We start from the raw sequence: 24267 nt of genomic DNA on the forward strand, positions 1-24267 counted from the left end.
CTGATTTCCCCAGGTGGGCACCTTAATTGACGGAAAGAGCATGGTACGATTTCCCTACCCGCGTTTGGCCTATCTGTTCGACGCTTTGCAGTCCGAGACCTTGCCGCAGGATGAGTTGGCTAAGCGCTTTGCGGTATCCACCCGTACCGTGCGTGCCGATATCACCGCGTTGAACGATATCCTGGAAAAATACGGCGCTCGCTTTGTGCATAGCCGTGGGGCGGGCTATCGCCTGCAGGTGGATGATGCCGCGCTGTTCAGCGCCTTGCAGCATAGAGAGCGCAAAAAGCACGCCACGCCACGCAGTGCGCAAGAGAGGGTGCACTATCTGCTGATTCGTTTTTTGACCTCAGCCTTTTCCCTGAAGCTGGAAGATTTGGCCGATGAATGGTTTGTCAGCCGTGGAACGCTGCAAAACGACATGGCTGAGGTGAGAGAGCGCCTGGCGAACTATCAATTAACCATTGAAACCAAACCACGCTATGGCATGAAGCTGTTCGGCTCGGAGATGGCGATCCGCGCTTGCCTGACCGATCTGTTATTCCAACTGCATCTGGCCGATGCCGAAAACCCGTTGCTCAACAATGAAATCCTGCTGCAACCGCAGGTGGCGACCTTCGCCGGGCTGCTGCATCCGCTGCTGTCGCAATACGCCATCCGCCTGACGGATGAAGGTGAGCAGTATTTGATTTTTTACTGCGCGGTGGCGCTACGGCGCATCAGCGATGGCTACCCGCTGTCGGACTTTGACGTTGAAGACGGCGATGACGCGGTGCGCAAGGTGTCCACCTGGCTGGCGGGGGAACTGCGCAAGGCCAGCGGCAAAGAGGTGTCGATGGCGGAAGAGGCCTACCTCAGGGTGAATATTGCCGCGCGCCGGGTGCAGGACGTGCAGCCGACCGAGATTAACGCCGACGACGAAGAAGCGCTGGTGGACTACATTTTGTCGTACATCAACGCGCACTATAACTACAACCTGCAGGGCGACCGCCAACTGCGGGCTGACTTGCTCACCCATATCAAGACCATGATTACCCGGGTGAAATACCAGATTAATATTCCCAACCCGCTATTGGCCAACATCAAACAACACTATCCGATGGCCTATGACGTGACGCTGGCGGCGGTATCGAGCTGGGGAAAATACACGCCTTACACCCTGAGCGAAAACGAAATCGGCTATCTGGTGCTGCATATCGGCGTTGGGTTGGAACGGCACTACAACATCGGCTACGAGCGCCATCCGCAGGTGATGCTGGTGTGCGATACCGGTAACTCAACGGTGCGCATGATCCAGGCGCAGATTGCGCGCAAGTACCCGCAGCTGGTGATGACGCGCATCGTTTCGCTGCGCGATTACGAGGTACTCACTCATATCGACGAAGATTTTGTCATTTCCAACGCGCGGGTCAGCGAAAAGAACAAACCGGTGGTGGTGATGTCGCCGTTTCCTACCGACTACCAGTTGGAACAGCTGGGTAAACTGGTGCTGGTGGATCGTACCAAACCCTACATGCTGGAGAAGTTCTTCGACGCCGCGCATTTCTGGGTGGTCAATGAGCCGCTGACGCAGGCGGAGCTGTTCCGAAAAGTGTGCGTTCAACTGGAGCAGGAAGGGTATGTCGGCGACGATTTTTACCCATCGGTAGTGGAGCGCGAAGCGATAGTATCGACCATGCTGGGCGAAGGTATTGCACTGCCGCATTCGTTGGGATTGCTGGCGAAAAAAACCGTGGTGATGACGCTACTGGCACCGCAGGGCGTGGTGTGGGGCGACGGTGAGATCGCCCATGTGATTTTCCTGCTGGCGATAAGCAAAAGCGACTACGAAGAGGCGATGGCGATTTACGATCTGTTCGTCACTTTTGTACGCGAACGTTCGATGAGCCGCCTGTTGGGCAGCGATAATTTCGACAGCTTCAAAGCGGTGGCGCTGGACTGTTTGAGCCGGATTTAAGCGATGAGCCAAAAAATATTAAACGCGCCATAAAGGGCGCGTTCCTGGGGGTTACTTCTTTGTTGCGGGGAAGTCAGTCTTCATCAAACCCGGAATTAATCAGTTCAATCACCGCATTCAGCGCTTTCACCTCGTCCGGGCCGGTGGCTTCCACTTCGATATGCCGCCCCTGTGCGGAGTCCAGCATCAGCAGCGCAATCACGCTGCTGGCTTCGGCCTCGGTACCGCTGTCGTTACGCAGCATCACTTCGGCGTCAAAACTCTGCACCAACTCGAACAGCTTCATCGCCGGGCGAGCGTGCATACCGAGTTTGTTTTTGATTTCAACCGTTTGCTTGACCGTCATTGTTTACGTTTTTCCAGCGTCCGGTGGCGCGATTGCACATTCTTGCCGCGTGAGCGGAAGTAGTCGGCCAGCTGTTCGGCTACGTAGACGGAACGGTGTTTACCGCCGGTACAGCCAATCGCCACCGTCAGGTAGCTGCGGTTGTTGGTTTCCAGCATCGGCAGCCACTGTTCCAGATAGCTTCGCGTCTGGTAGATAAAGTTATGCACTTCAGTGTGACGATCGAGGAACGAGGCGACCGGTTTATCCAGGCCGGTCATCGGGCGCAGTTTCGGATCCCAGTGCGGGTTCGGCAGGAAGCGTACGTCGAAGACGTAATCGGCGTCGATCGGGATGCCGTGCTTAAAGCCGAAGGATTCGAATACCATGGTCAGTTCGCGCTCGCGTTTACCCAACAGACGAGTACGCAGCATTTCGGCCAGCTCATGCACCGACATTTCCGACGTGTCGATGAGCAGATCGGCCCTTGAGCGCAACGGCTCAAGCAGGTCGCTCTCTTCATCGATCGCGCTTTCCAGCGACAGGTTCTTGGTGGAGAGCGGATGCAGGCGGCGGGTATCACTGTAGCGGCGAATCAGGGTATTACGGTCGGCGTCGAGGAACAGCAATTGCGGAGAAAAGCAGTCCGGCAATTGGGTCATCGCATATTCAAACACTTCCGGCGATTCCGGCATGTTACGCACGTCGATGCTTACCGCTGCGGATATGTTGCGTTCCGCCAGCGTATTGGCAAGCTGCGGCAGCAGTACCACGGGCAGGTTATCAACGCAGTAAAAACCCATGTCTTCCAGCGCCCGCAAGGCGACGGATTTCCCTGAACCGGAACGGCCGCTGACAATCATCAGCACCATGTGGCAACTCCCCCTGGCATCTCAGTGGCGTTTATCGCCACCGTTAGAAACTTTATTATTCCGGCCTGAGCCGAAACCCATCATAGCTAAACAGTATCGTTATCCTGGCTGGAAGTCACGCCAGCCGGGCGTTACTCGGTAATGATCTGGTAAAGCTCTTCGTCGCTTTGCGCCGAGCGCAGGCGGCGGCATACGGTTTTGTCGGCCAGGCGCTTGGCGACGAGCGACAGGGTATGCAAATGGGTTTTACATTGGTCGGCCGGCACCAGCAAGGCGAACAGCAAGTCGACCGGCTGGTTATCAATGGCGTCAAAGGCAATGGGTTGGTCGAGACGGATAAACACGCCAACGGCCCGCAGTGTGTCCTCTTCCAGTTTGCCATGGGGAATGGCGATACCGTTGCCGATACCGGTACTGCCCATGCGCTCCCGGGTGAGAACCGCGTCAAACACCACCTGCGATGGCAGGTTGAGCTGTTTTGCAGCCAGTTCGCTGATAATCTCCAAAGCCCGTTTCTTGCTGGTGCAGTGTACCGAGCTTTTGGTGCACTCGATGTTTAACACCGAGCTTAATTGCATTGTTTCGTTGTTCATCTCATCTTCACTTAAAACCACACCATCAAGCTGCCTTGTGAGGTGATTTTTCGCCTTGTTTAACCCTGATGGCTTATCGGCGCGGTACCCATACCCGTCATACTTGACGCTGTCTCTGTGTTGGCTGCGCTGACTTACCCGAATCACTTACCTGTGTAAGCTCGCGGGATAAGCGCTCATGCCTCCTCGATGCAACGCCAATTATTCAGGGTAATACAGGTAACGCGCCGACGACCTGGGCTATGTTTGAGCCGTGCCCGCTGACGGAAACGGCCCAGAATGTCAGTGTTGTTTCAGTTTGTCTTTATGTTTGTTCAATTGACGCGCCAGTTTGTCGATCAGGGTGTCAATTGCGGCATACATGTTCTCGTCTTCCGAGGTGGCGTGCAACTCGCCTCCATTCACGTGCACCGTCGCTTCCGCAATCTGCTGCACTTTTTCCACGCTAAGCACGACATACACCTGATTTATGCGGTCAAAATACTGTTCGAGCTTGGCGAACTTGGTATTCACGAACTCGCGTAAAGGTTCGGTGATTTCGATGTGGTGTCCGGTAATGTTGAGCTGCATAGTGTCTTCCTTCTCTATTGAGGTCAAACCAACTGTTTACGCTGGTTGGACGGCGGGATGGACAAAGACTCTCGGTACTTGGCGACAGTACGCCGCGCCACGATGATCCCCTGATCGGAGAGCAGGGTGACCAGCTTGCTGTCGCTGAGCGGTTTAGCGGGGTTTTCCGCCGCAATCAATTTCTTCACTAACGCTCGGATCGCCGTAGAGGACGCTTCGCCCCCGCTGTCGGTATTCACGTGGCTGGAGAAGAAATATTTCAACTCGAAAATGCCGCGCGGACTGTGCAGAAACTTCTGCGTGGTGACGCGTGAGATTGTCGATTCATGCATCTCCACGGCCTGGGCGATATCCGCCAGCACCATGGGCTTCATAAATTCAGCACCCTGTTCAAAGAATGCCTGTTGCTGCTCGACGATGCAGCGCGTGACTTTCAGCAAGGTGTCGTTACGGCTTTCCAGGCTCTTGATCAGCCATTTCGCTTCCTGCAGATTGCTGCGGATATACTGGCCGTCACTGTCGTTACGAGCGCTGCTGCCCATTGCGGCGTACTGCTGGTTGATCTTCAGCCGCGGAATGCTGTCGGCGTTGAGCTCTACCGTCCAACTGTTCTGCACTTTGCGTACCAGCACGTCCGGGATCACGTATTCCGACTCGCCAGTATTGATCGACTGGCCCGGGCGCGGATCAAGAGACTGTATCAGCAGCATCGCTTCTTTCAGTGTATCTTCTTTTAGCCGGGTTGTTCGCATCAGGCTGCGAAAGTCGTGATTGGCCAACAGAGCCAGATGTTCGCTGATGATCAGGCGTGCTTCAGCCAGATAGGGCGTATCTTTTGCGTACTGGGAAAGCTGGATCAGCAGACAGTCGCGCAGATCGCGCGCGGCGACGCCAACCGGATCAAAACGCTGTACGCGCTTCAAAACCGCTTCGACTTCGTCCATTGTCACACTCTCGTCACCCATGCTCTCCAGAATATCTTCCAGCGGCACGGTGAGATAGCCGGTGTCGTCGACGGCGTCGACTATCGAGGTGGCAATGGCGACATCGGTATCAGAGAATGGCGTGAGATCCACCTGCCACATCAGGTAATCCTGCAGCGTCTGGGTGGTTTCGCCCTGATAGACCGGCAACTCATCATCGCTGTAATCGGTGCCGGTGCCGGACGGTGTACCTGCGGTGTAGATTTCGTCCCAGGTGGCGTCCAGCGGCAGCTCTTCGGGCATGTCCTTTTGTTCCAGCGCCTCGCGGGTATCCAGCCCTTCGGTTTCGGTAGTCTCTTTGGCGTCGATTTCTTCGTGCAGATCGGTCTGCTCAAGCAGGGGATTGCTCTCTAACGCCAGCTGTATCTCCTGCTGGAGCTCAAGCGTGGACAACTGCAGCAGGCGGATAGCCTGCTGGAGCTGGGGGGTCATGGCCAGTTGTTGGCTGAGCCTGAGTTGCAAACCTTGCTTCATAATCTTCAGTCTACTTCCGTTAACAGTCGTCCATCAGGACGCGCCGGCACTCAGAGGCGGAATTCTTCGCCCAGATAAACGCGTTTCACCTGCTCGTCAGCCAAAATGGCATCCGGCGTGCCGTGAGCAATCAGTTTGCCCTGGCTGACGATATAGGCACGTTCACACACGTCCAGCGTTTCGCGCACGTTGTGGTCGGTGATCAGCACGCCCAAGCCGCTGTCACGCAAGTGCTCGATAATTTTTTTAATGTCGATAACGGAAATGGGATCAACCCCGGCGAACGGCTCATCCAGCAGGATGAATTTCGGGTTAGCCGCCAACGCGCGGGCGATCTCCACACGGCGGCGTTCGCCACCGGACAACGCCTGGCCCAGGTTATCGCGCAGATGGGAGATATGAAACTCTTCCATCAGCTCAACCGCGCGGTCCGCACGCTGCTCGCTGCTGAGATCCTCGCGGATCTCCAGGACGGCCATCAGGTTGTCATACACGCTCAGGCGACGGAAGATCGACGCTTCCTGCGGCAAATAGCCAATGCCGCGACGCGCACGGGCGTGCAGCGGCAGCAGGCTGATGTCTTCTTCGTCAATCACGATACGGCCGGCGTCACGTTGAACGATGCCGACCACCATGTAGAAGGTGGTGGTCTTGCCGGCGCCGTTTGGCCCCAGCAGGCCGACGATCTCGCCGGATTTCACTTTCAGGCTGACGTCTTCAACAACTTTACGGCCTTTGTAGGCTTTCGCCAGGTTTTCTGCGATGAGTGTAGCCATAAGTGATTAGTTACTCTTCTTTTGCCCGTTTTTGTCTTGCAACTGCGACGGTACCAGAACCGTAGTCACGCGTTTGCCTTTATCGCTGAACGCCTGCATTTGCTGCTGTTGCACCAGGTAGGTGATGCGATCGCCCTTCACGTTGCTGTCGAGTTGTTCCAGATAGGCGTTCCCGGTCAGGGTCACCAACTGCGAAGCCACATCGTAACGGACCTTCTGCGCATGGCCTTTTACCGGCTTGCCGCTGTCTTGCATCTGGTAGAAGGTGACCGGATTGCCAAAGGCTTCGATATAAGTTTTGCTCTGATCGCCGCCTGGACGGGTAACGACCACTTTATCCGCTTTGATGTCGATGGTGCCTTGCTTGATCACCACGTTATCGGTAAAGGTGCTGACGTTGCTCTGCATATCCAGAGACTGTTTCAGCGAGTCGATGCTCACCGGTTGGTTGGAGTCAGATTTCAGCGCCCATGCGGGTGCGCTGGCGGCCAAAATGAGGCTTCCGATCAACAGATTACGGTGTTGTTTTTTGGTTTTGAATTTCATAGTTGGTCTTAACCTTATCAATCAGCTCAGCGGTTTTGGCCCGCAGGTTCCCACGCATTTTCATGCCGTTCGAGGTAAAGTTTGTCCCGTAGAGGGTCACTTCATCATCCGAAGCGACATCCTGGGTCACCAGATTCACCTGAGCATTGTCCGTTTTAATTTTTTCCAGCTGTGAGGTGGTGGTCAGGCTGTTCACCTCAACGTGGCCGTAAAGATACAGCATTCTGTCTTTAGTCAGTTTGGCGCGATCGGCGCGAACTGACCAGGTGGCCACCGCGTTTTCATCAAACAGCGTCATCACCGGCTGGGTAAACCAGCTTAATTCATCGGCGGTATAATACTTCACGTCTTCCGCCACCAGCTTGTAACTCAGCTTACCGGCCGGATTGTACACTATGGTGACCGTGTGCTGGCTCTGATAAGTCGGGTCCTGATCATTAACGGGGCCTGGAACCGCATCATCACTGAAATCAGTCATGTTCCAGCCAATCAACGCCAGGGCGATCACCGCCAAAAGGAGGGTGATCCAAAGTTTGGTTTTGCTCATATCGACAGCCCTTTGGCGTCCTCCAGCTTATTCTGCGCCAACAGTATAATGTCGCACAGTTCGCGCACCGCGCCACGGCCGCCGGCAATACGGGTAACATAGTGGGCTCTTGGCGTCAGCAACGGATGTGCATCCGCTACGGCGACCGCCAGGCCAACCTGAGCCATCACCGGCCAGTCGATCAGGTCGTCACCGATATAGGCCACCTGATCCGCGTTTAACGACAGTGTATCCAACAGTTCGCGGAAGGCCAAAAGCTTATCGGACTGCCCTTGATACAGATGGGTGATGCCGAGGGTTTTCGCCCGATCTTCCAGCAGCTTGGCTGAACGGCCGGTGATAATTGCCACGTCGATATCCGACGTCTTCAGGCAGCGAATGCCGTAACCGTCGCGCACGTTGAACGCTTTCAATTCTTCGCCGTTGTTGCCCATAAAAATCAGGCCGTCCGACAGCACGCCGTCGACATCGCAAATCAGCAGGCGGATTTTTCCGGCACGCGCCATGACGTCTTGTTCTACAGGCCCGTAGCAGGTTTCAACCAGACTCATTGAGTTCTATTCCTTTAATTAAACGACGCCGGCGCGCAGCATGTCATGCATATGTACCACACCCAGCAATTGGTCGCCATCGGCAACCAGCAGTGCGGTGATATGGCGCTGCTGCATCAGGTTCAACGCATCGACCGCCAGCAGGTTCGGACGCACCCGTACGCCGCCGAGCGTCATGACATCGACGATCCGGGCTTCATTGAGGTTGATGCCCATATCAAATATCCGCCGCAGGTCACCATCGGTAAAGATACCGGCGATTTTCATCAGATCGTCGCAGATGACCGTCATGCCCAGGTTTTTGCGCGTGATTTCCAGCAACGCGTCGCGCAGCGATGCATCGGCGCTGACGTGCGGGATTTCGTCGCCGCTGTGCATGATGTCGCAAACGCGCAGCAGCAACCTGCGGCCCAGGGCGCCACCGGGGTGCGACAGCGCAAAATCTTCCGGCGTGAAACCACGGGCTTTCAGCAATGCCACCGCCAGCGCATCACCCATCACCAGGGTCGCGGTGGTGCTGGTGGTTGGCGCCAGGCCAAGCGGGCAGGCCTCCTGCGGCACCTTGATGCACAGGTGAATATCCGCCGCTTTGCCCATCGAGCTTTCCGGATTGTTGGTCATGCAGATCAGCGGGATTTGCTGGCGCTTCAAGACTGGGATAAGAGCCTGGATCTCGTTGGACTCGCCGGAGTTGGAAATGGCGAGCACGATATCTTGTGCCGTCACCATGCCGAGGTCGCCGTGGCTGGCCTCCGCCGGATGCACGAAGAATGAGGGCGTGCCGGTGCTGGCGAAGGTCGCGGCGATCTTGCAGCCAATATGCCCGGATTTGCCCATGCCCATCACGACCACTTTACCGCAGCAGCCGGCGATCAATTCGCAGGCGCGGGTAAAGTCTGCATTGATGTACCGATCGAGCTGGGCCAGCCCGTCACGCTCAATCTGCAGCACTTCTTTGCCTGCCTGTTGAAAATCAAAGCCCGGTTGCAACTGAATGTTCGACATGCTCATTCCCATCGGTCATACCCGTCATCTTTCAAGTTACAGCGTTGTTACCTGCACTCAATTATGTGGCCCGTCCATGGGCCACACCCCTGTGGGGCCGCTGCTAGCAGCGTTCAAATCTGCTCCCTGCAGATTTGTCACCCCAGTTACTTACCTGAGTAAGCGCCTGGGGATGAGCGAGCTTGCCGCCTAGCTGCAACTTGAAAGCTATAGGCTATAGCTAAATGAATTGAAAGGATTAAAAAACAGCACCGCAAGATACGCAATAAAGCCACATAATAACAGAGCGCCCGCCAGATGACCGATACGATGTTTTCGCCCGATGCACAGGGCGCTGAGCACAATGCTGACCGCCAGCATGACCCAATAATCGCGGTGGAAGGCGGCAGGATCGACGCTGCCCGGCGACAACAGGGCGGGAACGCCCAGCACGATCACCGTGTTGAAAATGTTGGAGCCGATGATATTACCAATCGCCATATCATCCTCACCCTTTAGTGCCCCGGCGATGGACGTGGCCAACTCCGGCAGGCTGGTGCCGATGGCGATGAGGGTCAAGCCGACCACCAGTTCGCTCATGCCAAAATAATGCGCAATTACCGTGGCGTTATCGACCACCATTTTGGACGACAGCGGCAGAATAATGAACGCCAGCACCAGCCACAGCACCGCCACGGTGTTGCTGCTGTCTTGCGGCAGCTCGGCGAGTTGTTCCACGGTCAGGCTGTCGCTGCCTTCGCGCTGCGCCAGCCGGGCAATTTTCAGCATCAATAAAATGAAGGCGGCGGCGGCGGCCAACAGCACCACGCCATCCAGCCGGCTCAGGGTGCCGTCCATCAGCACAAAACCGCACAATACTGTGACCGCTAACATCAGCGGCAGTTCGCGGCGCAGTACCTCGGAGCGCGCCGCCAGCGGGTGAATCAGCGCCGCCACGCCAAGGATCAACAATATATTGGCAATGTTGGAACCTAATACGTTCCCCACGGCCATATCTATCTGCCCATTCAGCGCGGCGGTGGTCGACACGAACAGTTCCGGCAGCGATGTGCCGATGCCGACGACGGTCATGCCGATGATTAACGGCGGCACGCCAAGCGAACGGGAAATCACCGCAGCACCGTAAACTAAGCGGTCTGCACCATACACCAGTAAAAATAAACCAACGATGAGTAAAGCTATCGCGAGAAACATGCAGGGTCCTTTGTTGGGTATCAACCCGGTTCGTTGGTTAAAAGCCGAAATTCGGCTATCTTGCTTTGCCCTCCGTTGCGCAGGCTAAAGCCGCAGCAACGGGTTTTCCCGGCTAATATATGAACAGATTCGTTTTTTTCGTTATATGAGCAATTTTGACCGGGTGGCGCGTAAAAGTAAAATCAGGTGCAGCCTTAGCGCACCATTGGTAGCGAAATACCGGTAAGTTTTTGTAAAGATGAGACGCGTTGCGTCCGTTGCTTTAACATCGTGGGTAGATTTGGCAAAAATGAGCCGTAAAGGATCCATTAACATGCACCAAAATGCAGAGAATCTGGTCGAAGTGCGCGACATGAGTTTCTCGCGCGGCGATCGACTGATATTCGAAGACATCAACCTGACGGTTCCCCGTGGCAAGGTCACGGCGATCATGGGGCCGTCCGGTATTGGTAAAACCACGCTGCTGCGCCTGATTGGCGGCCAACTGGCACCGGACCGCGGCGAGATCTGGTTCGACGGCGATAACATTCCCGCGTTATCCCGCCATCAGTTGTATGAAGCACGCAAGAAAATGAGCATGCTGTTCCAGTCCGGCGCGCTGTTCACCGATCTTACGGTGTTTGAAAACGTGGCCTACCCGCTGCGTGAGCACAGCCGTTTGCCGGAACCGATATTGCGCAGCACGGTGATGATGAAGCTGGAAGCGGTCGGCTTGCGCGGCGCGGCTGAACTGATGCCCAATGAACTGTCCGGCGGCATGGCGCGGCGTGCCGCGTTGGCGCGGGCGATAGCGCTCGACCCGGAACTGATCATGTTCGACGAACCTTTCGTCGGTCAGGATCCGATCACCATGGGCGTGTTGGTGAAGTTGATCGATGAGCTGAATCATGCGCTGGGCATCACCTGCATCGTGGTTTCGCACGATGTGCCGGAAGTGCTGAGCATCGCCGACTACGCGTATATCGTGGCCGATCACCGGGTGATTGCCGAAGGGACGACGCCACAATTACAGAACAATCCTGATGCGCGCGTGCGCCAGTTCCTGGATGGTATTGCCGATGGGCCGGTACCCTTCCGTTATCCGGCCGGGGATTACCAGGCCGAGCTGTTAGGCTTAGGGAGTAAATAAGCTCATGTTATTACAGGCGTTAGCGTCGTTAGGGCGCCGTGGCATCAATACCAGCGCCAGCTTTGGGCGCGCGGGGTTGATGTTGTTCAACGCGCTGGTCGGGCGGCCGGAGCCGCGTAAACAGTGGCCGTTGTTGCTAAAGCAAATGCACAGCGTGGGTGTGCAATCGTTGCTGATCATCATGGTTTCCGGGCTGTTTATCGGCATGGTGCTGGGGCTGCAAGGCTATCTGGTACTGACGACTTACAGCGCCGAGGCCAGCCTGGGCATGATGGTGGCGTTGTCGCTGCTGCGTGAACTGGGGCCGGTGGTTACCGCTTTGCTGTTTGCCGGCCGCGCCGGTTCCGCGTTGACGGCGGAAATCGGTTTGATGAAGGCGACCGAACAAATTTCCAGCCTGGAAATGATGGCCGTCGATCCGCTGCGACGGATTGTCGCGCCACGCTTTTGGGCCGGTTTGATCAGCATGCCTTTGCTGACGATTATCTTCGTCGCGGTGGGCATCTGGGGCGGTTCGATAGTCGGCGTGGATTGGAAGGGCATCGACAGCGGCTTCTTCTGGTCGGCGATGCAGGGCGCAGTGGAGTGGAGAAAAGACTTGCTCAACTGCCTGCTCAAGAGCGTGGTATTCGCCATCACAGTGACCTGGATTGCCATTTTCAACGGGTATGATGCGGTACCGACCTCTGAAGGGATTAGCCGGGCAACGACGCGTACCGTGGTACATTCGTCGCTGGCGGTGTTGGGATTGGATTTCGTGCTGACAGCACTGATGTTTGGGAATTGATTCGATGCAAACGAAGAAGAGTGAAATTTGGGTTGGGGCGTTTATGCTGATTGCGCTGTGCGCCATCGTCTTTCTCTGCCTGCAGGTAGCAAACATTAAGTCGATCGGTAATGAGCCGACGTACCGCATCTATGCGACCTTCGATAATATCGGCGGCCTGAAAGCGCGCTCGCCGGTGAAAATCGGTGGGGTGGTGATTGGCCGTGTGGCCGATATCTCGCTCGATCCTAAAACCTATACGCCGCGCGTAGCCCTGGATATTCAGGACAAATTTAACCAGATCCCGGACACCAGCTCGCTGGCGATCCGCACCTCCGGCTTACTGGGGGAGCAGTATCTGGCGCTGAACGTCGGTTTTGAAGATCCTGATATGGGCACCACCATTCTGAAGGACGGCGGTACCATTCAGGACACCAAATCAGCCATGGTTCTGGAAGATCTGATCGGCCAGTTCCTGTATAAAAGCGGCGGCCAGGACAATGCAGCCAAACCGGGAGACACGGCCGCTGAGCCGGCTGCCGGTACTGCGCCGCAATCTGTCGCCCCAAGTCATTAAGAGAGGAAACCTGCATGTTTAAACGTTTACTTATGGTTGCCCTGCTGGTGGTTGCGCCGCTGGCGAATGCGGTCGACCAAACCAACCCGTACAGCCTGATGCAAGATGCGGCTGAGAAGACCTTCACCCGGCTGAAAACCGAGCAGCCAAAAATCAAGCAGGACCCTAACTACCTGCGTTCGGTGGTGCATCAGGAGCTGATGCCGTTTGTACAGGTCAAGTATGCCGGTGCGCTGGTGCTGGGCCGTTATTACAAAGAAGCGACGCCGGCGCAGCGTGAGGCCTATTTCACCGCATTCCAGGCCTATCTGGAGCAGGCTTATGGCCAGGCGCTGGCGATGTATCACGGTCAGACCTACCAGATCGCCCCTGAGCAGCCGCTGGGTAACGCCGACATCGTCGCCATCCGCGTGACCATCATCGATAAAGACGGCCGTCCACCGGTACGTCTGGATTTCCAATGGCGTAAAAACAGCAAAACCGGCTACTGGCAGGCGTATGACATGATCGCCGAAGGCGTCAGCATGATCACCACCAAGCAGAACGAGTGGGCGTCTACCCTGCGTACTCAGGGCATTGACGGTCTGACCAAACAGCTGCAAGCGGCTGCGCAGCGGCCTATCACGCTGGATCAGAAAAACTGATGTCGGCCGCACTCAGCTTTGAATCGCAGCAGCAGACCCTGATCCTGCGCGGCGAGCTGGACCGGGAAACGCTGCTGCCGCTGTGGGAACAACGGGAAACGTTGCTGGCGGATAAAACCGCTCTCGACGTCTCGCAACTGCAGCGCGTGGACTCTTCCGGGTTGGCGCTGTTGGTGCATTTGCGTGAGCAGCAGCGTCAGCGCGGCGTTGAATTAAAAATTTCCGGCGCCACCGATCGCTTGAAAACGCTGATCGCGTTGTACAACCTGCAAGCAATAATGCCTGTCGATACCGCTGGTTAGCGATATTTTCAGCTGGCTGAATACGGTCATTCCCCAGAAAGCCCCTGTTGCACAGGGGCTTTTTCTTTAGTTTAAGAAAACGTCGTATTCCACTAAGATGTCAGGCTGATTATGATCCTTTTGCTGCAGAACTGGATACTATGGAAAATAACGAGATTAAAGACGTGCTGATGCAAGCATTGGCGCTGGATGAAGCACATGTCACGGGCGATGGCAGCCACTTTCAGGTGATCGTGGTCGGCGAGCTGTTTGCCGCCATGAGCCGCGTCAAGAAACAACAGACGGTCTACGCACCGCTGATGGAATACATTGCGGACAACCGAATTCATGCCTTATCGATCAAGGCGTACACCCCTGAAGAGTGGCAGCGAGACCGCAAACTCAACGGATTTTAAGGCTGTTTGCCCTCCGGGCGGGCAGCTTCAGATTAGATAACAGAGAGTAGTCAGATGGATAAATTTCGTGTGCAGGGCCGGACCCGCCTCAGCGGTGAAGTTTCTATTTCCGGGGCGAAAAACGCTGCCCTGCCGATCCTGTTCGCCGCATTATTAGCGGAAGAGCCGGTCGAGCTGCAGAATGTCCCTAAGCTGAAGGACATCGATACCACCATTAAGCTACTCAGCCAGTTAGGCACCAAGATCGAACGCAACGGTTCGGTGTATGTAGACGCCAGCGGCGTGAACGAGTTTTGCGCACCTTATGACCTGGTGAAAACCATGCGCGCTTCTATCTGGGCATTGGGGCCGTTGGTCGCGCGCTTCGGCCGCGGTCAGGTTTCTCTGCCGGGCGGTTGTGCGATCGGCGCACGTCCGGTCGATCTGCATATCAGCGGCCTGGAGCAGCTTGGTGCGGAGATCAAACTGGAAGAAGGTTACGTTAAAGCTTCCGTTGAAGGCCGCCTGAAAGGCGCGCACATCGTGATGGACAAGGTGAGCGTTGGCGCCACCGTAACCATCATGAGCGCAGCGACCCTGGCGACCGGTACCACCGTGATTGAAAATGCCGCACGCGAGCCGGAAATTGTCGATACCGCCAACTTCCTCAACACGCTGGGGGCGAAAATCAGCGGCGCCGGCAGTGACCGTATCACCATCGAAGGCGTTGAGCGCCTGGGTGGCGGTGTGTATCGCGTTCTGCCTGACCGTATCGAGACCGGCACCTTCCTGATTGCCGCAGCGGTTTCCGGCGGCAAAGTGATGTGCCGCGACACCCGTCCGAATACGCTGGACGCCGTGTTGGCCAAGCTGCGTGAAGCCGGCGCGGATATCGAAGTAGGTGAAGACTGGATCAGCCTGGACATGCACGGCAAGCGCCCTAAAGCGGTTACCGTACGTACCGCGCCGCACCCTGGTTTCCCGACCGATATGCAGGCCCAATTCAGCTTGCTGAACCTGGTCGCGGAAGGCACCGGCGTGATCACCGAAACCATTTTTGAAAACCGCTTCATGCATGTGCCTGAACTGATCCGTATGGGTGCACATGCCGAGATTGAGAGCAACACCTTGATTTGTCACGGTGTTGAGCAACTGTCCGGCGCCCAGGTGATGGCAACCGATCTGCGCGCTTCTGCCAGCCTGGTACTGGCCGGCTGTATCGCCGACGGTGTGACCGTCGTCGATCGTATCTACCACATCGACCGTGGTTATGAGCGTATTGAAGATAAGCTGCGTGCGCTGGGTGCGAATATTGAGCGTGTGAAAGGCGAGTAATTTGTCAGATGCCGGGGCGACGCCCCGGCGGAAACACTGCGTTGAGGGTCCGGCTCACTTTGGCCGGGCCCTTTTTAATTGCTGTCTTCCGGGAACTCTCCCACCGTCATCTTCAGCGTAATGCGTTTGCCGTCGCGCAGCACGATGACCGGAATTTCCGTGCCCGGGCGGATCTCAGCCACCTGGTCCATGGTTTCCAGTACCGATATTGCCGGTTTGCTGTCTACGTTGGTGATGACGTCGTTGATATGGAAGCCGGCGTTACCCGCCGGTCCGTTCGGCGTAATTTCGGTTACGATAATGCCTTGCAGGCGGTCGATACCGGAATTGGACGAACGCAAAGGAATAATCTCTTTGCCCTGAATGCCGAAGTAACCGCGGATAACGCGGCCATCACGGATCAATTTGTCCATGATCTTGGTGGCCAACTCGATGGGAATGGCGAAGCCCAAGCCTTCAGGCGTCTCGCCGTCGGTGATTTTATCGTAGGTCAGGGTGTTGATGCCGATTAACTCACCCAGTGAGTTAACCAGAGCACCGCCGGAGTTGCCGCGGTTAATCGAGGCATCGGTTTGCAGGAAGGTCTGACGACCGGTGGTGCTCATACTGATGCGACCCGTAGCGCTTAGGATCCCCTGAGTGACGGTCTGGCCGAGATTATAGGGATTGCCGATCGCCAGCACCACATCGCCCACGTGCGCGGCGCGGGCGTTATTGATAGGGATTACCGGCAGATTGCCCGGATCTATCTTCAGCACCGCCAGATCGGTCAGGCTGTCGGAGCCGACCAACAGCGCTTCGTAGCGGCGGCCGTCCTGCAGCACGACGGTAATTTGCTGGGCATCCTTGATAACGTGGCGATTGGTTAGAATATAACCGCGCTCGTTCATGATCACGCCGGAACCCAGCGACAGCACGTTGGCGGCGCCGCTCATATTACGGTTGTAGATATTCACCACGGCGGGCGCCGCGCGCCGCACGGCCTTGTTGTAGCTGACCGGCGTTTCGTCACGGGTATTGTCATGTTTTTCTGCGAACAGAGTATTGGAAGAGCGCAGCACAGGCAGCGCAGCCAGCAGCAGGCCGGCAACGATTAAACCAATAACGACAGAACGCAAGAGCTTAGCAAACATGGAGTTTTAGTACGTGAGATGAAGGATGCAGGGAGGATAACATGAGAATACCGGGCGCAGTATGTCACTGAGCCCGGTTTTTAAACAAATTAACGCAGCAGCAGATAAAGGGTTTCAGTGCCGCGCACGATGTTCAGCGCCATGACTGGAGGTTTGGCTGCCAATACTTTGCGCAATGTCGTGATGTCCTCAACGCGCTGGCGGTTGACGCCAATGATCACATCGTCTTTCTGCAGCCCAATCTGCGCTGCCGTAGAGCCTTTATCCACCTTATCGATCTTCACGCCTTTGTCACCGCTGGCAATGGTGCCGTTGCTGAGGGAAACACCCAGCAGGGCCGGTGAAAGCGTTTCGGCATTGGTGGAGGTGCCCTCGCTGTTATCCAGCGTAACGGCAACTTCCTGCGGTTTGCCATCGCGCAGCAGCCCGACCTTGATGGTTTTGCCCGGTGCGGTAGTGCCCACTTTGGCACGCAGCTCGGCGAAGCTGCTGACCGGTTTGCCGTCGACGGAGACCAAAATGTCGCCGGCCTTGATGCCCGCCTTGGCGGCGGCGGATTTCGGCAGCACTTCGCTGACGAAAGCGCCGCGCTGGGCATCAGTATTAAACGCTTTGGCCATATCGGCGGTCATTTCGCTGCCTTTGATGCCTAGCAGGCCGCGTTTCACCTCGCCGAATTCGATCAACTGCTGGCTGAGGTTTTGCGCCATGTTGCTCGGAATGGCAAAGCCGATGCCGACGTTGCCGCCGCCCGGAGCCAGAATGGCCGTGTTGATGCCTATTAGCTCGCCGTTGAGATTAACCAGCGCGCCGCCGGAGTTGCCGCGGTTGATGGAGGCGTCCGTCTGGATAAAGTTTTCCAGCCCTTCCAGGTTCAGGCCGCTACGACCCAGGGCTGAGATAATGCCGGAGGTGGCGGTCTGGCCGAGGCCAAACGGGTTGCCGACGGCAACGGCGAAATCGCCGACCCGCAATGCATCGGAATCCGCCATTTTTATCGCGGTCAGGTTTTTCACGTCACTGAGCTGCAGCAGGGCAATATCGGATTGCTCGTCGTGGCCAACCAGCTTGGCGTCCACTTCGCGGCCGTCATTCAGCTGTACGCTGATTTTGTCGGCGTTGTTGATGACGTGGTTGTTGGTCAGCACATAGCCTTTGGCGGCGTCGATGATTACGCCGGACCCCAGCCCTTCAAACGGGCGCGAGCTTTGTTGCTGCCCAGGGCCACCGGGGCCGAAGAAGCGTTTGAATTCCTCCGGAACTTGCTGGCGCTGCACCTGGGTCCCTTCAACATGCACACTCACCACTGCGGGCAAAACCTTTTCCAGCATCGGTGCCAGGCTCGGCAGCGACTGCCCCTGAACAGCGACGGGCAATGCGGCGCTGGCTGCCGGTACGGAGGTGATCGTGAGGCCAATACTCATTGCCAATGCACTAAGAATTAACGACTTTTTCTTCATTGATAATAACTCTCTCAATACCTGCCGATGAAATAGTGATGATAAAGCAGCAGCAATACCATAGTGAAGGGTAAGACCGTGAATTTGCGTGAAAAGTTCACTCAAGCACCAGCGTTAAGGATAGTTCAGGCGCGGGGGAGATAAAGCGGGCAAGATCAAAACCCGTGGGGCAGGCCCACGGGCAGGGTGAGGATCAGTCGCGGCGCGGACGCTCGCCACGCAGCAGGCCAGAGGCGCCTTCAGAATAGTCGCGCGGCATTTCTACCGGCGCCTGATCGTTATCGGCTTCGGCTTCGGTCAGGCGATAGCGGAACGGATTTTCCTGCATCGGCAGATCCGGCAGCAGGTTGTTGGAGCTTTTCGCCATGTGTTGATACAGCTGGCGATAGTCTCGCGCCATGTTATCCAACAGCTCGGCGCTGCGGGCAAAGTGGCCGACCAGTTCCTGACGATACTCTTCCAGCTCGGTTTTGCTCTTGTCCAACTCGTTCTGCAAAACTTGTTGTTGACGTAATTTACGGTTACCAAAACGCATCGCTACCGCACCAATGGCGATGCCGACGACTAAACCAATCAGCGTATACTCCCAGGTCATGATGACTCCTTTTTGACTTCGTTGTTCCGCAGGGATTTTTCACTTAATAATATCCACTATAACCGTTAACCTTGTCCGAGTGGAATCCTGATAAGCCATAACCTGGCGTTTGCAGGGTTTTTCAGTACGCCGCGAGGCGGACATTTGTGGCGATAACGGTGCGAAGCAGCATCAACATGCCGCGAAAATTTGCTAAATAATTTCTACGGGTTCTAAGGGAACATCGAACAGATGCAGGCATTATCACCGTTATCACGCTACCAGCAGGCGCTGGATGCGGGGGAATATCAGGCCGACGAGGTTCAACGCCAGGCGGTTACCCGGCTGGAGGGCATTTATCAGGCATTGCAGCAGGCACCTGCAGTAAGCGTGTCGGCCAACGGCCTGCGCGGCAGGTTAAGCCGCTGGCTGGGCAAGGGCGCTGAAACGACCAGCCTTCGTCCGGTGCAGGGGCTGTACATGTGGGGCGGTGTCGGACGCGGTAAAACCTGGCTGATGGACATGTTCTTCCACAGCCTGCCGGGGGAGCGCAAGCTGCGGCTGCATTTCCATCGTTTTATGCTGCGCGTGCACGAAGAACTGACCGAGCTGCAAGGGCAGGAAAACCCGTTGGAGATGATTGCCGATGGGTTCAAGGCGCAGACCGACGTAGTGTGTTTTGACGAATTCTTCGTCTCCGACATCACCGACGCGATGCTGCTGGCCACGCTGTTGCAGGCGCTGTTTGCTCGTGGCATCACGCTGGTGGCGACGTCCAATATTCCGCCGGACGATCTGTACCGCAACGGCTTGCAACGTGCGCGCTTTTTGCCGGCGATTGCCCTGATTAACGACTATTGCGATGTGATGAATGTCGATGCCGGCATTGATTACCGTTTGCGCACTCTGACTCAGGCGCATTTGTACCTGACGCCGCTCGACAGTCAGACCCGAGAGACCCTGGACCGGATGTTCATCAAGCTGGCGGGGAAGGCAGGAGAGAAGGCGCCGGTGCTGCAGGTCAATCATCGGCCGCTGCAAGCGATCCGCGCGGTGGATGGGGTATTGGCGGTGGATTTCCATACCCTGTGCGAAGAGCCGCGCAGCCAACTGGACTATATTGCGCTGTCGCGGTTGTATCACAGCGTAATACTGTACAATGTCCAGGTGATGGGGCCATTGAAGGAGAACACCGCCCGTCGTTTCCTGGCGCTGGTGGACGAATTCTACGAACGCCACGTCAAGTTGGTGATTGCCGCCGAAACGTCGATGTTCGACATCTACCAGGGGGAGCGGTTGAAGTTTGAGTATCAACGCTGCCTGTCGCGCCTGCAGGAGATGCAAAGCGAAGAGTATCTGAAGCTGCCTCATCTGCCTTGATCGTCCGGGGGGCCTGGCCGCCAGGATCCCCGTTTTCCTCTCGCCGGCGATAAATTGCTTTTCCATTCAAAAAGCGTTCGATCTTTGTGAGCGACTTCTCTATAATCTTGCGACCCCACGTTACAACAAAGTTTTTTTCCCAAAAACTTTATAGTGCCGGCAATGGCTATTCGAAGGGGTAGGTTTGCTGGACTTGTATGGTCGTGTGAGCCTCAACTGTTTTCGAGCGTTTGGGTGTTCACCAACGTGTAACTAATTATTGGGTAAGCTTTCTAATGAAAACTTTTACAGCTAAACCAGAAACCGTAAAACGCGACTGGTTCGTTGTTGATGCGGATGGTAAAACTTTAGGCCGTCTCGCTACTGAACTCGCTCGTCGTTTGCGCGGCAAGCATAAAGCGGAATACACCCCGCACGTTGATACCGGTGACTACATCATCGTTCTGAACGCAGAAAAAGTTGCTGTAACCGGCAAAAAGCGTACAGACAAGGTGTATTACCGCCACACCGGCCACATCGGTGGTATCAAGCAAGCGACCTTTGAAGAGATGATTGCCCGCAATCCTGAGCGCGTGATTGAAATCGCGGTTAAAGGCATGCTGCCAAAGGGTCCGTTGGGTCGTGCAATGTTCCGTAAACTGAAAGTTTACGCGGGCAACGAGCACACTCACGCGGCACAGCAACCGCAAGTTCTTGACATCTAATCGGGATTATAGGCAATGGCTGAAAATCAATACTACGGCACTGGTCGCCGCAAAAGCTCCGCCGCTCGCGTCTTCATCAAGCCGGGCAACGGTAACATCGTAATTAACCAGCGCAGCCTGGAACAGTACTTCGGTCGCGAAACTGCCCGCATGGTAGTTCGTCAGCCGCTGGAACTGGTCGACATGGTTGGCAAATTTGACCTGTACATCACTGTTAAAGGTGGTGGTATTTCTGGTCAAGCTGGTGCTATCCGTCACGGTATCACCCGTGCACTGATGGAATATGACGAGACTCTGCGTGGTGAGCTGCGTAAAGCTGGCTTCGTCACTCGTGATGCTCGTAAAGTTGAACGTAAGAAAGTCGGCCTGCGTAAAGCACGTCGTCGTCCTCAGTTCTCCAAGCGTTAATTTTTACTGCTTCGGCAGTGGAGTTTACGCCAAAAACCCGGTGCTTCACCGGGTTTTTTTATGCCTAAAAATCACCTTCTCACGACTAAAATCTGTGGTATATCAGACAATTCAACACGAAATCACCGCAGAGTCCCCACAAAACAAGCAAAATCTGGTAAACTATCATCCACTTTTGCGCCTGTTCGCCATGCAGCTGTCGTCAGTCTACCTCCGCGTCCTGTTTTAGACCCAAGGTTTATCTGTGTGCTGTTGGCTAGCGGTCAAGATCATTCAGGATAGCAGCCTGTTAGTTGGCTATTCGCAGTATTTTCTAGATAAACTTGGAGGTTTTCATGGCTGTCGCTGCCAACAAACGTTCGGTAATGACGCTGTTTTCTGGCCCGACCGACATTTTTAGCCATCAAGTACGTATCGTACTGGCGGAGAAAGGTGTCAGCGTCGAGATTGAGCAGGTTGAGTTGGATAACCTGCCGCAGGATTTGATTGACCTCAACCCGTACCAAACGGTGCCTACGCTGGTTGATCGCGAGCTGACCCTGTATGAATCCCGTATCATCATGGAATACCTGGATGAGCGCTTCCCGCACCCGCCACTGATGCCGGTTTACCCGGTAGCCCGTGGTGAAAGCCGCCTGATGATGCTGCGTATCGAGAAAAACTGGTACTCGCTGATGTACAAAATCGAGAAGAGCAACGGCCAGGAAGCAGAATCAGCCCGTCGTCAGCTGCGCGAAGAACTGTTGGCGATTGCTCCGATCTTTGGTCAGACGCCTTATTTCATGAGCGAAGAGTTCAGCCTGGTGGATTGCTACCTGGCACCGCTGTTGTGGCGTTTGCCGCAGTTGGGCATTGAACTGAGCGGTACAGGCTCCAAAGAGCTGAAAGGCTACATGACCCGCGTGTTCGAGCGTGATGCCTTCCTGGCCTCCCTGACCGAAGCCGAGCGCGAAATGCGCCTGCAGACTCGGGGCTAAGCGTTATGGATATGTCTCAAATGACCCCGCGCCGTCCGTATCTGCTGCGGGCGTTCTATGACTGGTTGCTTGATAATCAGCTGACGCCGCACCTGGTGGTGGACGTGACGCGCCCTGACGTGCAGGTGCCGATGGAGTTTGCCCGCGATGGCCAGATCGTACTGAACATTGCGCCACGTGCGGTAGGCAGCCTGGAATTAGGCAACGACGAAGTGCATTTCAACGCGCGTTTCGGTGGTGTGCCACGTCAGGTTTCGGTGCCAATGGCAGCGGTACTGGCGATTTATGCGCGTGAAAATGGCGCAGGCACCATGTTTGAACCGGAAGCCGCCTATGAAGCGGAAGGCACTTTTGAAGGCATGGACAATGAGACGATTCCATCGGAAAGCCTGATGTCGGTGATTGATGGCGATCGCCCGGACATGAGTGATGACCACGAGCCGGACGATGAACCGCCACAGCCGCCGCGCGGTGGCCGCCCATCGCTGCGCGTGGTGAAATAATCCTGCAGCTACGAACAGCAAAAGGTCGCTCAGGCGACCTTTTTTATTGCCTTGATCCTGCCGAATAATCAAGTCATGCAATCGTTGTATCGGGGCAGAAGGTAACGGTTGTCGCGTGTGCGGAAAAACAAAGGGCCCGGTATTGTGAACCGGGCCCCTGAAGCGTGAAGCAGAAGGGATATTACACTTCCAGGTAGCTCATGATGCCATCGGCAGCTTTACGGCCTTCGGCAATCGCCGTAACTACCAGGTCTGAACCGCGCACCGCATCGCCACCGGCGAAGATTTTCGGGTTGCTGGTCTGGAAGGCGTTATCGGTGCCTTCCGGCGCCACAATGCGGCCCTGCTTGTCGAGTTCAACGTCATGTGCCGCCAGCCAATCCATCTTGTGCGGACGGAAACCAAACGCCATCACTACGGCATCGGCATCGATCACGTGCTCGGAACCCGGCACTTGCTCAGCAACCTGACGGCCATTGGCATCCGGCTCACCCAACTGAGTGCGAACCATTTTCACACCGGCGACGCGGCCGGCGCTGTTCAGTTCGATGCTCAGCGGCTGCAGATTGAATTTGAATTCAACTCCTTCCTCACGCGCATTTTTCACTTCGCGTTTGGAACCCGGCATGTTGGCCTCATCACGACGGTAGGCGCAGATAACCTGAGTTGCGCCCTGACGGATGGACGTACGCACGCAGTCCATTGCGGTATCACCACCGCCCAGAACCACCACGCGCTTACCTTCCATGCTGACATACGGCTCGTGTGGCTCGGCTTCATAGCCCATCAGCTGCTTGGTGTTGGCGATCAGGAACGGCAGTGCGTCGTAGACGCCCGGCGCTTCCTCGTTCTCCAGCCCGCCGCGCATCGACTGATAGGTGCCGACGCCAAGGAACACCGCGTCGAACTCGTTCAGCAGCGCATCCATGGTGATGTCTTTGCCCACTTCGGTATTCAGCTGGAACTCAATGCCCATCTCGCTGAAGATGCCACGGCGTTTCACCATCACTTCTTTTTCCAGCTTGAAGGCCGGAATGCCGAAGGTCAGCAGCCCGCCGATCTCCGGATGACGATCGTAAACCACCGCTTTCACGCCGTTACGGGTCAGCACATCGGCACAGGCCAGGCCGGCTGGACCGGCGCCAATCACCGCCACACGCTTGCCGGTAGGCTGCACGTGGGACATGTCCGGCTTCCAGCCCATTTCGATCGCTTTATCGCTGATATAGCGTTCGATGTTACCGATGGTCACCGCACCAAACTCATCGTTCAGAGTACAGGAACCTTCGCACAGGCGATCCTGCGGGCAGACGCGTCCGCACACTTCCGGCAGGCTGTTGGTCTGGTGCGCCAGATCCGCCGCCTCCATGATGCGGCCTTCGTTCGCCAGCTTCAGCCAGTTCGGGATGTAGTTGTGAACCGGGCATTTCCATTCGCAATAAGGGTTGCCGCAGGAAAGACAACGGTCCGCCTGCGCTTTCGCCTGAGTTTCCGAAAACGGCTCGTAAATCTCTACAAACTCAATTTTACGGATCTTCAGCGGTTTTTTTGGCGGATCAACGCGCTGCAGGTCGATAAATTGATAAACATTCTGACTCATTAATGACC

General features: G+C 55.9%; 28 protein-coding genes. 13 read left to right on the forward strand and 15 right to left on the reverse strand.

Going from position 1 to position 24267, the window contains the following annotated elements:
* Positions 1-40 precede the first annotated feature (40 nt).
* The gene (locus ACUTSW_RS17435; protein WP_006328272.1) at positions 41-1957 is read left to right on the forward strand and encodes a BglG family transcription antiterminator; all 1917 of its coding nucleotides are present in this window, start codon (positions 41-43) and stop codon (positions 1955-1957) included.
* Between the two features lie 73 nt (positions 1958-2030).
* Here the strand turns inward: ACUTSW_RS17435 and npr are convergent, their stop codons facing one another.
* From npr to ACUTSW_RS17490, 11 genes are all read right to left on the reverse strand, one after another.
* On the reverse strand, positions 2031-2303 hold the full coding sequence (gene npr / locus ACUTSW_RS17440) for a PTS phosphocarrier protein NPr (RefSeq protein WP_004948556.1): 273 nt from the start codon (positions 2301-2303) through the stop codon (positions 2031-2033).
* On the reverse strand, positions 2300-3154 hold the full coding sequence (rapZ, locus tag ACUTSW_RS17445; RefSeq protein ID WP_004948553.1) for an RNase adapter RapZ: 855 nt from the start codon (positions 3152-3154) through the stop codon (positions 2300-2302). Before rapZ ends, npr begins: the two co-directional genes overlap by 4 nt.
* Before the next feature lie 131 nt (positions 3155-3285).
* Positions 3286-3747, reverse strand: coding sequence for a PTS IIA-like nitrogen regulatory protein PtsN (gene ptsN, locus ACUTSW_RS17450; RefSeq protein ID WP_004948550.1), 462 nt, complete (start codon positions 3745-3747; stop codon positions 3286-3288).
* Positions 3748-4029: 282 nt separating this feature from the next.
* Positions 4030-4317, reverse strand: a complete 288-nt coding sequence (gene hpf, locus ACUTSW_RS17455) for a ribosome hibernation promoting factor (protein WP_004948547.1) — start codon at positions 4315-4317, stop codon at positions 4030-4032.
* Between the two features lie 23 nt (positions 4318-4340).
* Complete coding sequence (rpoN, locus tag ACUTSW_RS17460) at positions 4341-5774, reverse strand: RNA polymerase factor sigma-54 (RefSeq protein ID WP_063200972.1); 1434 nt, start codon at positions 5772-5774, stop codon at positions 4341-4343.
* A 50-nt stretch (positions 5775-5824) separates the two neighbouring features.
* Positions 5825-6550 (reverse strand): LPS export ABC transporter ATP-binding protein, encoded by a 726-nt coding sequence (gene lptB / locus ACUTSW_RS17465; RefSeq protein ID WP_006317106.1) that lies wholly within the window; start codon positions 6548-6550, stop codon positions 5825-5827.
* 6 nt (positions 6551-6556) lie between these two features.
* Positions 6557-7096, reverse strand: coding sequence for a lipopolysaccharide ABC transporter substrate-binding protein LptA (gene lptA / locus ACUTSW_RS17470; protein ID WP_445584964.1), 540 nt, complete (start codon positions 7094-7096; stop codon positions 6557-6559).
* Positions 7065-7643 carry an LPS export ABC transporter periplasmic protein LptC gene (gene lptC / locus ACUTSW_RS17475; RefSeq protein WP_004948534.1) on the reverse strand — a complete coding sequence of 193 codons (579 nt, stop codon included), beginning with the start codon at positions 7641-7643 and terminating at the stop codon, positions 7065-7067. Before lptC ends, lptA begins: the two co-directional genes overlap by 32 nt.
* A complete protein-coding gene (kdsC, locus tag ACUTSW_RS17480) occupies positions 7640-8194 on the reverse strand; it encodes a 3-deoxy-manno-octulosonate-8-phosphatase KdsC (RefSeq protein WP_004948532.1) in 555 nt (184 codons plus the stop codon). Before kdsC ends, lptC begins: the two co-directional genes overlap by 4 nt.
* An 18-nt stretch (positions 8195-8212) precedes the next feature.
* Positions 8213-9199: an arabinose-5-phosphate isomerase KdsD gene (gene kdsD, locus ACUTSW_RS17485; protein WP_004948529.1), complete on the reverse strand. Its 987-nt coding sequence runs from the start codon at positions 9197-9199 to the stop codon at positions 8213-8215.
* 207 nt (positions 9200-9406) lie between these two features.
* A complete protein-coding gene (locus ACUTSW_RS17490) occupies positions 9407-10393 on the reverse strand; it encodes a calcium/sodium antiporter (RefSeq protein ID WP_445584965.1) in 987 nt (328 codons plus the stop codon).
* Between the two features lie 313 nt (positions 10394-10706).
* Here ACUTSW_RS17490 and mlaF point away from each other — a divergent pair, with 313 nt between their 5' ends.
* From mlaF to murA, 7 genes are all read left to right on the forward strand, one after another.
* Entirely contained in the window at positions 10707-11522 is an 816-nt protein-coding gene (mlaF, locus tag ACUTSW_RS17495) for a phospholipid ABC transporter ATP-binding protein MlaF (RefSeq protein WP_004948525.1), read from the forward strand.
* Between the two features lie 4 nt (positions 11523-11526).
* Positions 11527-12309, forward strand: a complete 783-nt coding sequence (gene mlaE / locus ACUTSW_RS17500) for a lipid asymmetry maintenance ABC transporter permease subunit MlaE (RefSeq protein WP_004948524.1) — start codon at positions 11527-11529, stop codon at positions 12307-12309.
* A gap of 4 nt (positions 12310-12313) precedes the next feature.
* Positions 12314-12865, forward strand: coding sequence for an outer membrane lipid asymmetry maintenance protein MlaD (gene mlaD, locus ACUTSW_RS17505; protein ID WP_445584966.1), 552 nt, complete (start codon positions 12314-12316; stop codon positions 12863-12865).
* 14 nt (positions 12866-12879) lie between these two features.
* Positions 12880-13509 (forward strand): phospholipid-binding protein MlaC, encoded by a 630-nt coding sequence (mlaC, locus tag ACUTSW_RS17510; protein WP_013814676.1) that lies wholly within the window; start codon positions 12880-12882, stop codon positions 13507-13509.
* Positions 13509-13811 carry a lipid asymmetry maintenance protein MlaB gene (gene mlaB, locus ACUTSW_RS17515; RefSeq protein WP_004948514.1) on the forward strand — a complete coding sequence of 101 codons (303 nt, stop codon included), beginning with the start codon at positions 13509-13511 and terminating at the stop codon, positions 13809-13811. The genes mlaC and mlaB overlap by 1 nt, the downstream gene beginning before the upstream one ends.
* 140 nt (positions 13812-13951) lie before the next feature.
* The gene (ibaG, locus tag ACUTSW_RS17520; RefSeq protein WP_004948511.1) at positions 13952-14206 is read left to right on the forward strand and encodes a BolA family iron metabolism protein IbaG; all 255 of its coding nucleotides are present in this window, start codon (positions 13952-13954) and stop codon (positions 14204-14206) included.
* A gap of 54 nt (positions 14207-14260) precedes the next feature.
* On the forward strand, positions 14261-15520 hold the full coding sequence (murA, locus tag ACUTSW_RS17525) for a UDP-N-acetylglucosamine 1-carboxyvinyltransferase (protein WP_004948506.1): 1260 nt from the start codon (positions 14261-14263) through the stop codon (positions 15518-15520).
* A gap of 74 nt (positions 15521-15594) precedes the next feature.
* On the opposite strand, the gene degS is transcribed toward murA, so the two are convergent.
* The 3 genes from degS to zapG all read right to left on the reverse strand — a co-directional run bounded on the left by degS (position 15595) and on the right by zapG (position 18708).
* Complete coding sequence (gene degS / locus ACUTSW_RS17530; RefSeq protein WP_004948503.1) at positions 15595-16653, reverse strand: outer membrane-stress sensor serine endopeptidase DegS; 1059 nt, start codon at positions 16651-16653, stop codon at positions 15595-15597.
* Between the two features lie 89 nt (positions 16654-16742).
* The gene (gene degQ / locus ACUTSW_RS17535) at positions 16743-18113 is read right to left on the reverse strand and encodes a serine endoprotease DegQ (protein ID WP_445584967.1); all 1371 of its coding nucleotides are present in this window, start codon (positions 18111-18113) and stop codon (positions 16743-16745) included.
* A gap of 193 nt (positions 18114-18306) precedes the next feature.
* The gene (gene zapG, locus ACUTSW_RS17540) at positions 18307-18708 is read right to left on the reverse strand and encodes a Z-ring associated protein ZapG (protein WP_004948498.1); all 402 of its coding nucleotides are present in this window, start codon (positions 18706-18708) and stop codon (positions 18307-18309) included.
* Positions 18709-18939: 231 nt separating this feature from the next.
* Here zapG and zapE point away from each other — a divergent pair, with 231 nt between their 5' ends.
* The 5 genes from zapE (at position 18940) to sspB (ending at position 22659) form a co-directional block, all read left to right on the forward strand.
* The gene (gene zapE / locus ACUTSW_RS17545) at positions 18940-20067 is read left to right on the forward strand and encodes a cell division protein ZapE (protein WP_445584968.1); all 1128 of its coding nucleotides are present in this window, start codon (positions 18940-18942) and stop codon (positions 20065-20067) included.
* Positions 20068-20342: 275 nt separating this feature from the next.
* Positions 20343-20771, forward strand: a complete 429-nt coding sequence (rplM, locus tag ACUTSW_RS17550; protein WP_006317092.1) for a 50S ribosomal protein L13 — start codon at positions 20343-20345, stop codon at positions 20769-20771.
* Between the two features lie 15 nt (positions 20772-20786).
* On the forward strand, positions 20787-21179 hold the full coding sequence (gene rpsI / locus ACUTSW_RS17555) for a 30S ribosomal protein S9 (RefSeq protein WP_004948488.1): 393 nt from the start codon (positions 20787-20789) through the stop codon (positions 21177-21179).
* 335 nt (positions 21180-21514) lie between these two features.
* Positions 21515-22156, forward strand: a complete 642-nt coding sequence (gene sspA / locus ACUTSW_RS17560) for a stringent starvation protein SspA (RefSeq protein ID WP_004948486.1) — start codon at positions 21515-21517, stop codon at positions 22154-22156.
* Between the two features lie 5 nt (positions 22157-22161).
* Positions 22162-22659, forward strand: a complete 498-nt coding sequence (gene sspB / locus ACUTSW_RS17565; RefSeq protein ID WP_004948483.1) for a ClpXP protease specificity-enhancing factor — start codon at positions 22162-22164, stop codon at positions 22657-22659.
* A gap of 181 nt (positions 22660-22840) precedes the next feature.
* On the opposite strand, the gene ACUTSW_RS17570 is transcribed toward sspB, so the two are convergent.
* Positions 22841-24259, reverse strand: coding sequence for a glutamate synthase small subunit (locus tag ACUTSW_RS17570; RefSeq protein ID WP_004948480.1), 1419 nt, complete (start codon positions 24257-24259; stop codon positions 22841-22843).
* Between the last annotated feature and the right edge of the window lie 8 nt (positions 24260-24267).

Source organism: Serratia sp. TSA_198.1 (assembly GCF_052686505.1).

Bases quoted from the DNA above. Each gene is read 5' to 3' on its own strand.
- zapE (WP_445584968.1), top strand. From the start codon at position 18,940: ATGCAGGCATTATCACCGTTATCACGCTACCAGCAGGCGCTGGATGCG.
- mlaB (WP_004948514.1), top strand. From the start codon at position 13,509: ATGTCGGCCGCACTCAGCTTTGAATCGCAGCAGCAGACCCTGATCCTG.
- ACUTSW_RS17490 (WP_445584965.1), bottom strand. From the start codon at position 10,393: ATGTTTCTCGCGATAGCTTTACTCATCGTTGGTTTATTTTTACTGGTG.
- ptsN (WP_004948550.1), bottom strand. From the start codon at position 3,747: ATGAACAACGAAACAATGCAATTAAGCTCGGTGTTAAACATCGAGTGC.
- degS (WP_004948503.1), bottom strand. From the start codon at position 16,653: ATGTTTGCTAAGCTCTTGCGTTCTGTCGTTATTGGTTTAATCGTTGCC.
- lptA (WP_445584964.1), bottom strand. From the start codon at position 7,096: ATGAAATTCAAAACCAAAAAACAACACCGTAATCTGTTGATCGGAAGC.
- mlaF (WP_004948525.1), top strand. From the start codon at position 10,707: ATGCACCAAAATGCAGAGAATCTGGTCGAAGTGCGCGACATGAGTTTC.
- kdsC (WP_004948532.1), bottom strand. From the start codon at position 8,194: ATGAGTCTGGTTGAAACCTGCTACGGGCCTGTAGAACAAGACGTCATG.
- rpsI (WP_004948488.1), top strand. From the start codon at position 20,787: ATGGCTGAAAATCAATACTACGGCACTGGTCGCCGCAAAAGCTCCGCC.
- npr (WP_004948556.1), bottom strand. From the start codon at position 2,303: ATGACGGTCAAGCAAACGGTTGAAATCAAAAACAAACTCGGTATGCAC.
- rplM (WP_006317092.1), top strand. From the start codon at position 20,343: ATGAAAACTTTTACAGCTAAACCAGAAACCGTAAAACGCGACTGGTTC.
- lptB (WP_006317106.1), bottom strand. From the start codon at position 6,550: ATGGCTACACTCATCGCAGAAAACCTGGCGAAAGCCTACAAAGGCCGT.
- ACUTSW_RS17570 (WP_004948480.1), bottom strand. From the start codon at position 24,259: ATGAGTCAGAATGTTTATCAATTTATCGACCTGCAGCGCGTTGATCCG.
- mlaE (WP_004948524.1), top strand. From the start codon at position 11,527: ATGTTATTACAGGCGTTAGCGTCGTTAGGGCGCCGTGGCATCAATACC.
- rapZ (WP_004948553.1), bottom strand. From the start codon at position 3,154: ATGGTGCTGATGATTGTCAGCGGCCGTTCCGGTTCAGGGAAATCCGTC.
- mlaD (WP_445584966.1), top strand. From the start codon at position 12,314: ATGCAAACGAAGAAGAGTGAAATTTGGGTTGGGGCGTTTATGCTGATT.
- mlaC (WP_013814676.1), top strand. From the start codon at position 12,880: ATGTTTAAACGTTTACTTATGGTTGCCCTGCTGGTGGTTGCGCCGCTG.
- lptC (WP_004948534.1), bottom strand. From the start codon at position 7,643: ATGAGCAAAACCAAACTTTGGATCACCCTCCTTTTGGCGGTGATCGCC.
- kdsD (WP_004948529.1), bottom strand. From the start codon at position 9,199: ATGTCGAACATTCAGTTGCAACCGGGCTTTGATTTTCAACAGGCAGGC.
- sspA (WP_004948486.1), top strand. From the start codon at position 21,515: ATGGCTGTCGCTGCCAACAAACGTTCGGTAATGACGCTGTTTTCTGGC.
- sspB (WP_004948483.1), top strand. From the start codon at position 22,162: ATGGATATGTCTCAAATGACCCCGCGCCGTCCGTATCTGCTGCGGGCG.
- rpoN (WP_063200972.1), bottom strand. From the start codon at position 5,774: ATGAAGCAAGGTTTGCAACTCAGGCTCAGCCAACAACTGGCCATGACC.
- ibaG (WP_004948511.1), top strand. From the start codon at position 13,952: ATGGAAAATAACGAGATTAAAGACGTGCTGATGCAAGCATTGGCGCTG.
- degQ (WP_445584967.1), bottom strand. From the start codon at position 18,113: ATGAAGAAAAAGTCGTTAATTCTTAGTGCATTGGCAATGAGTATTGGC.
- zapG (WP_004948498.1), bottom strand. From the start codon at position 18,708: ATGACCTGGGAGTATACGCTGATTGGTTTAGTCGTCGGCATCGCCATT.
- murA (WP_004948506.1), top strand. From the start codon at position 14,261: ATGGATAAATTTCGTGTGCAGGGCCGGACCCGCCTCAGCGGTGAAGTT.
- ACUTSW_RS17435 (WP_006328272.1), top strand. From the start codon at position 41: ATGGTACGATTTCCCTACCCGCGTTTGGCCTATCTGTTCGACGCTTTG.
- hpf (WP_004948547.1), bottom strand. From the start codon at position 4,317: ATGCAGCTCAACATTACCGGACACCACATCGAAATCACCGAACCTTTA.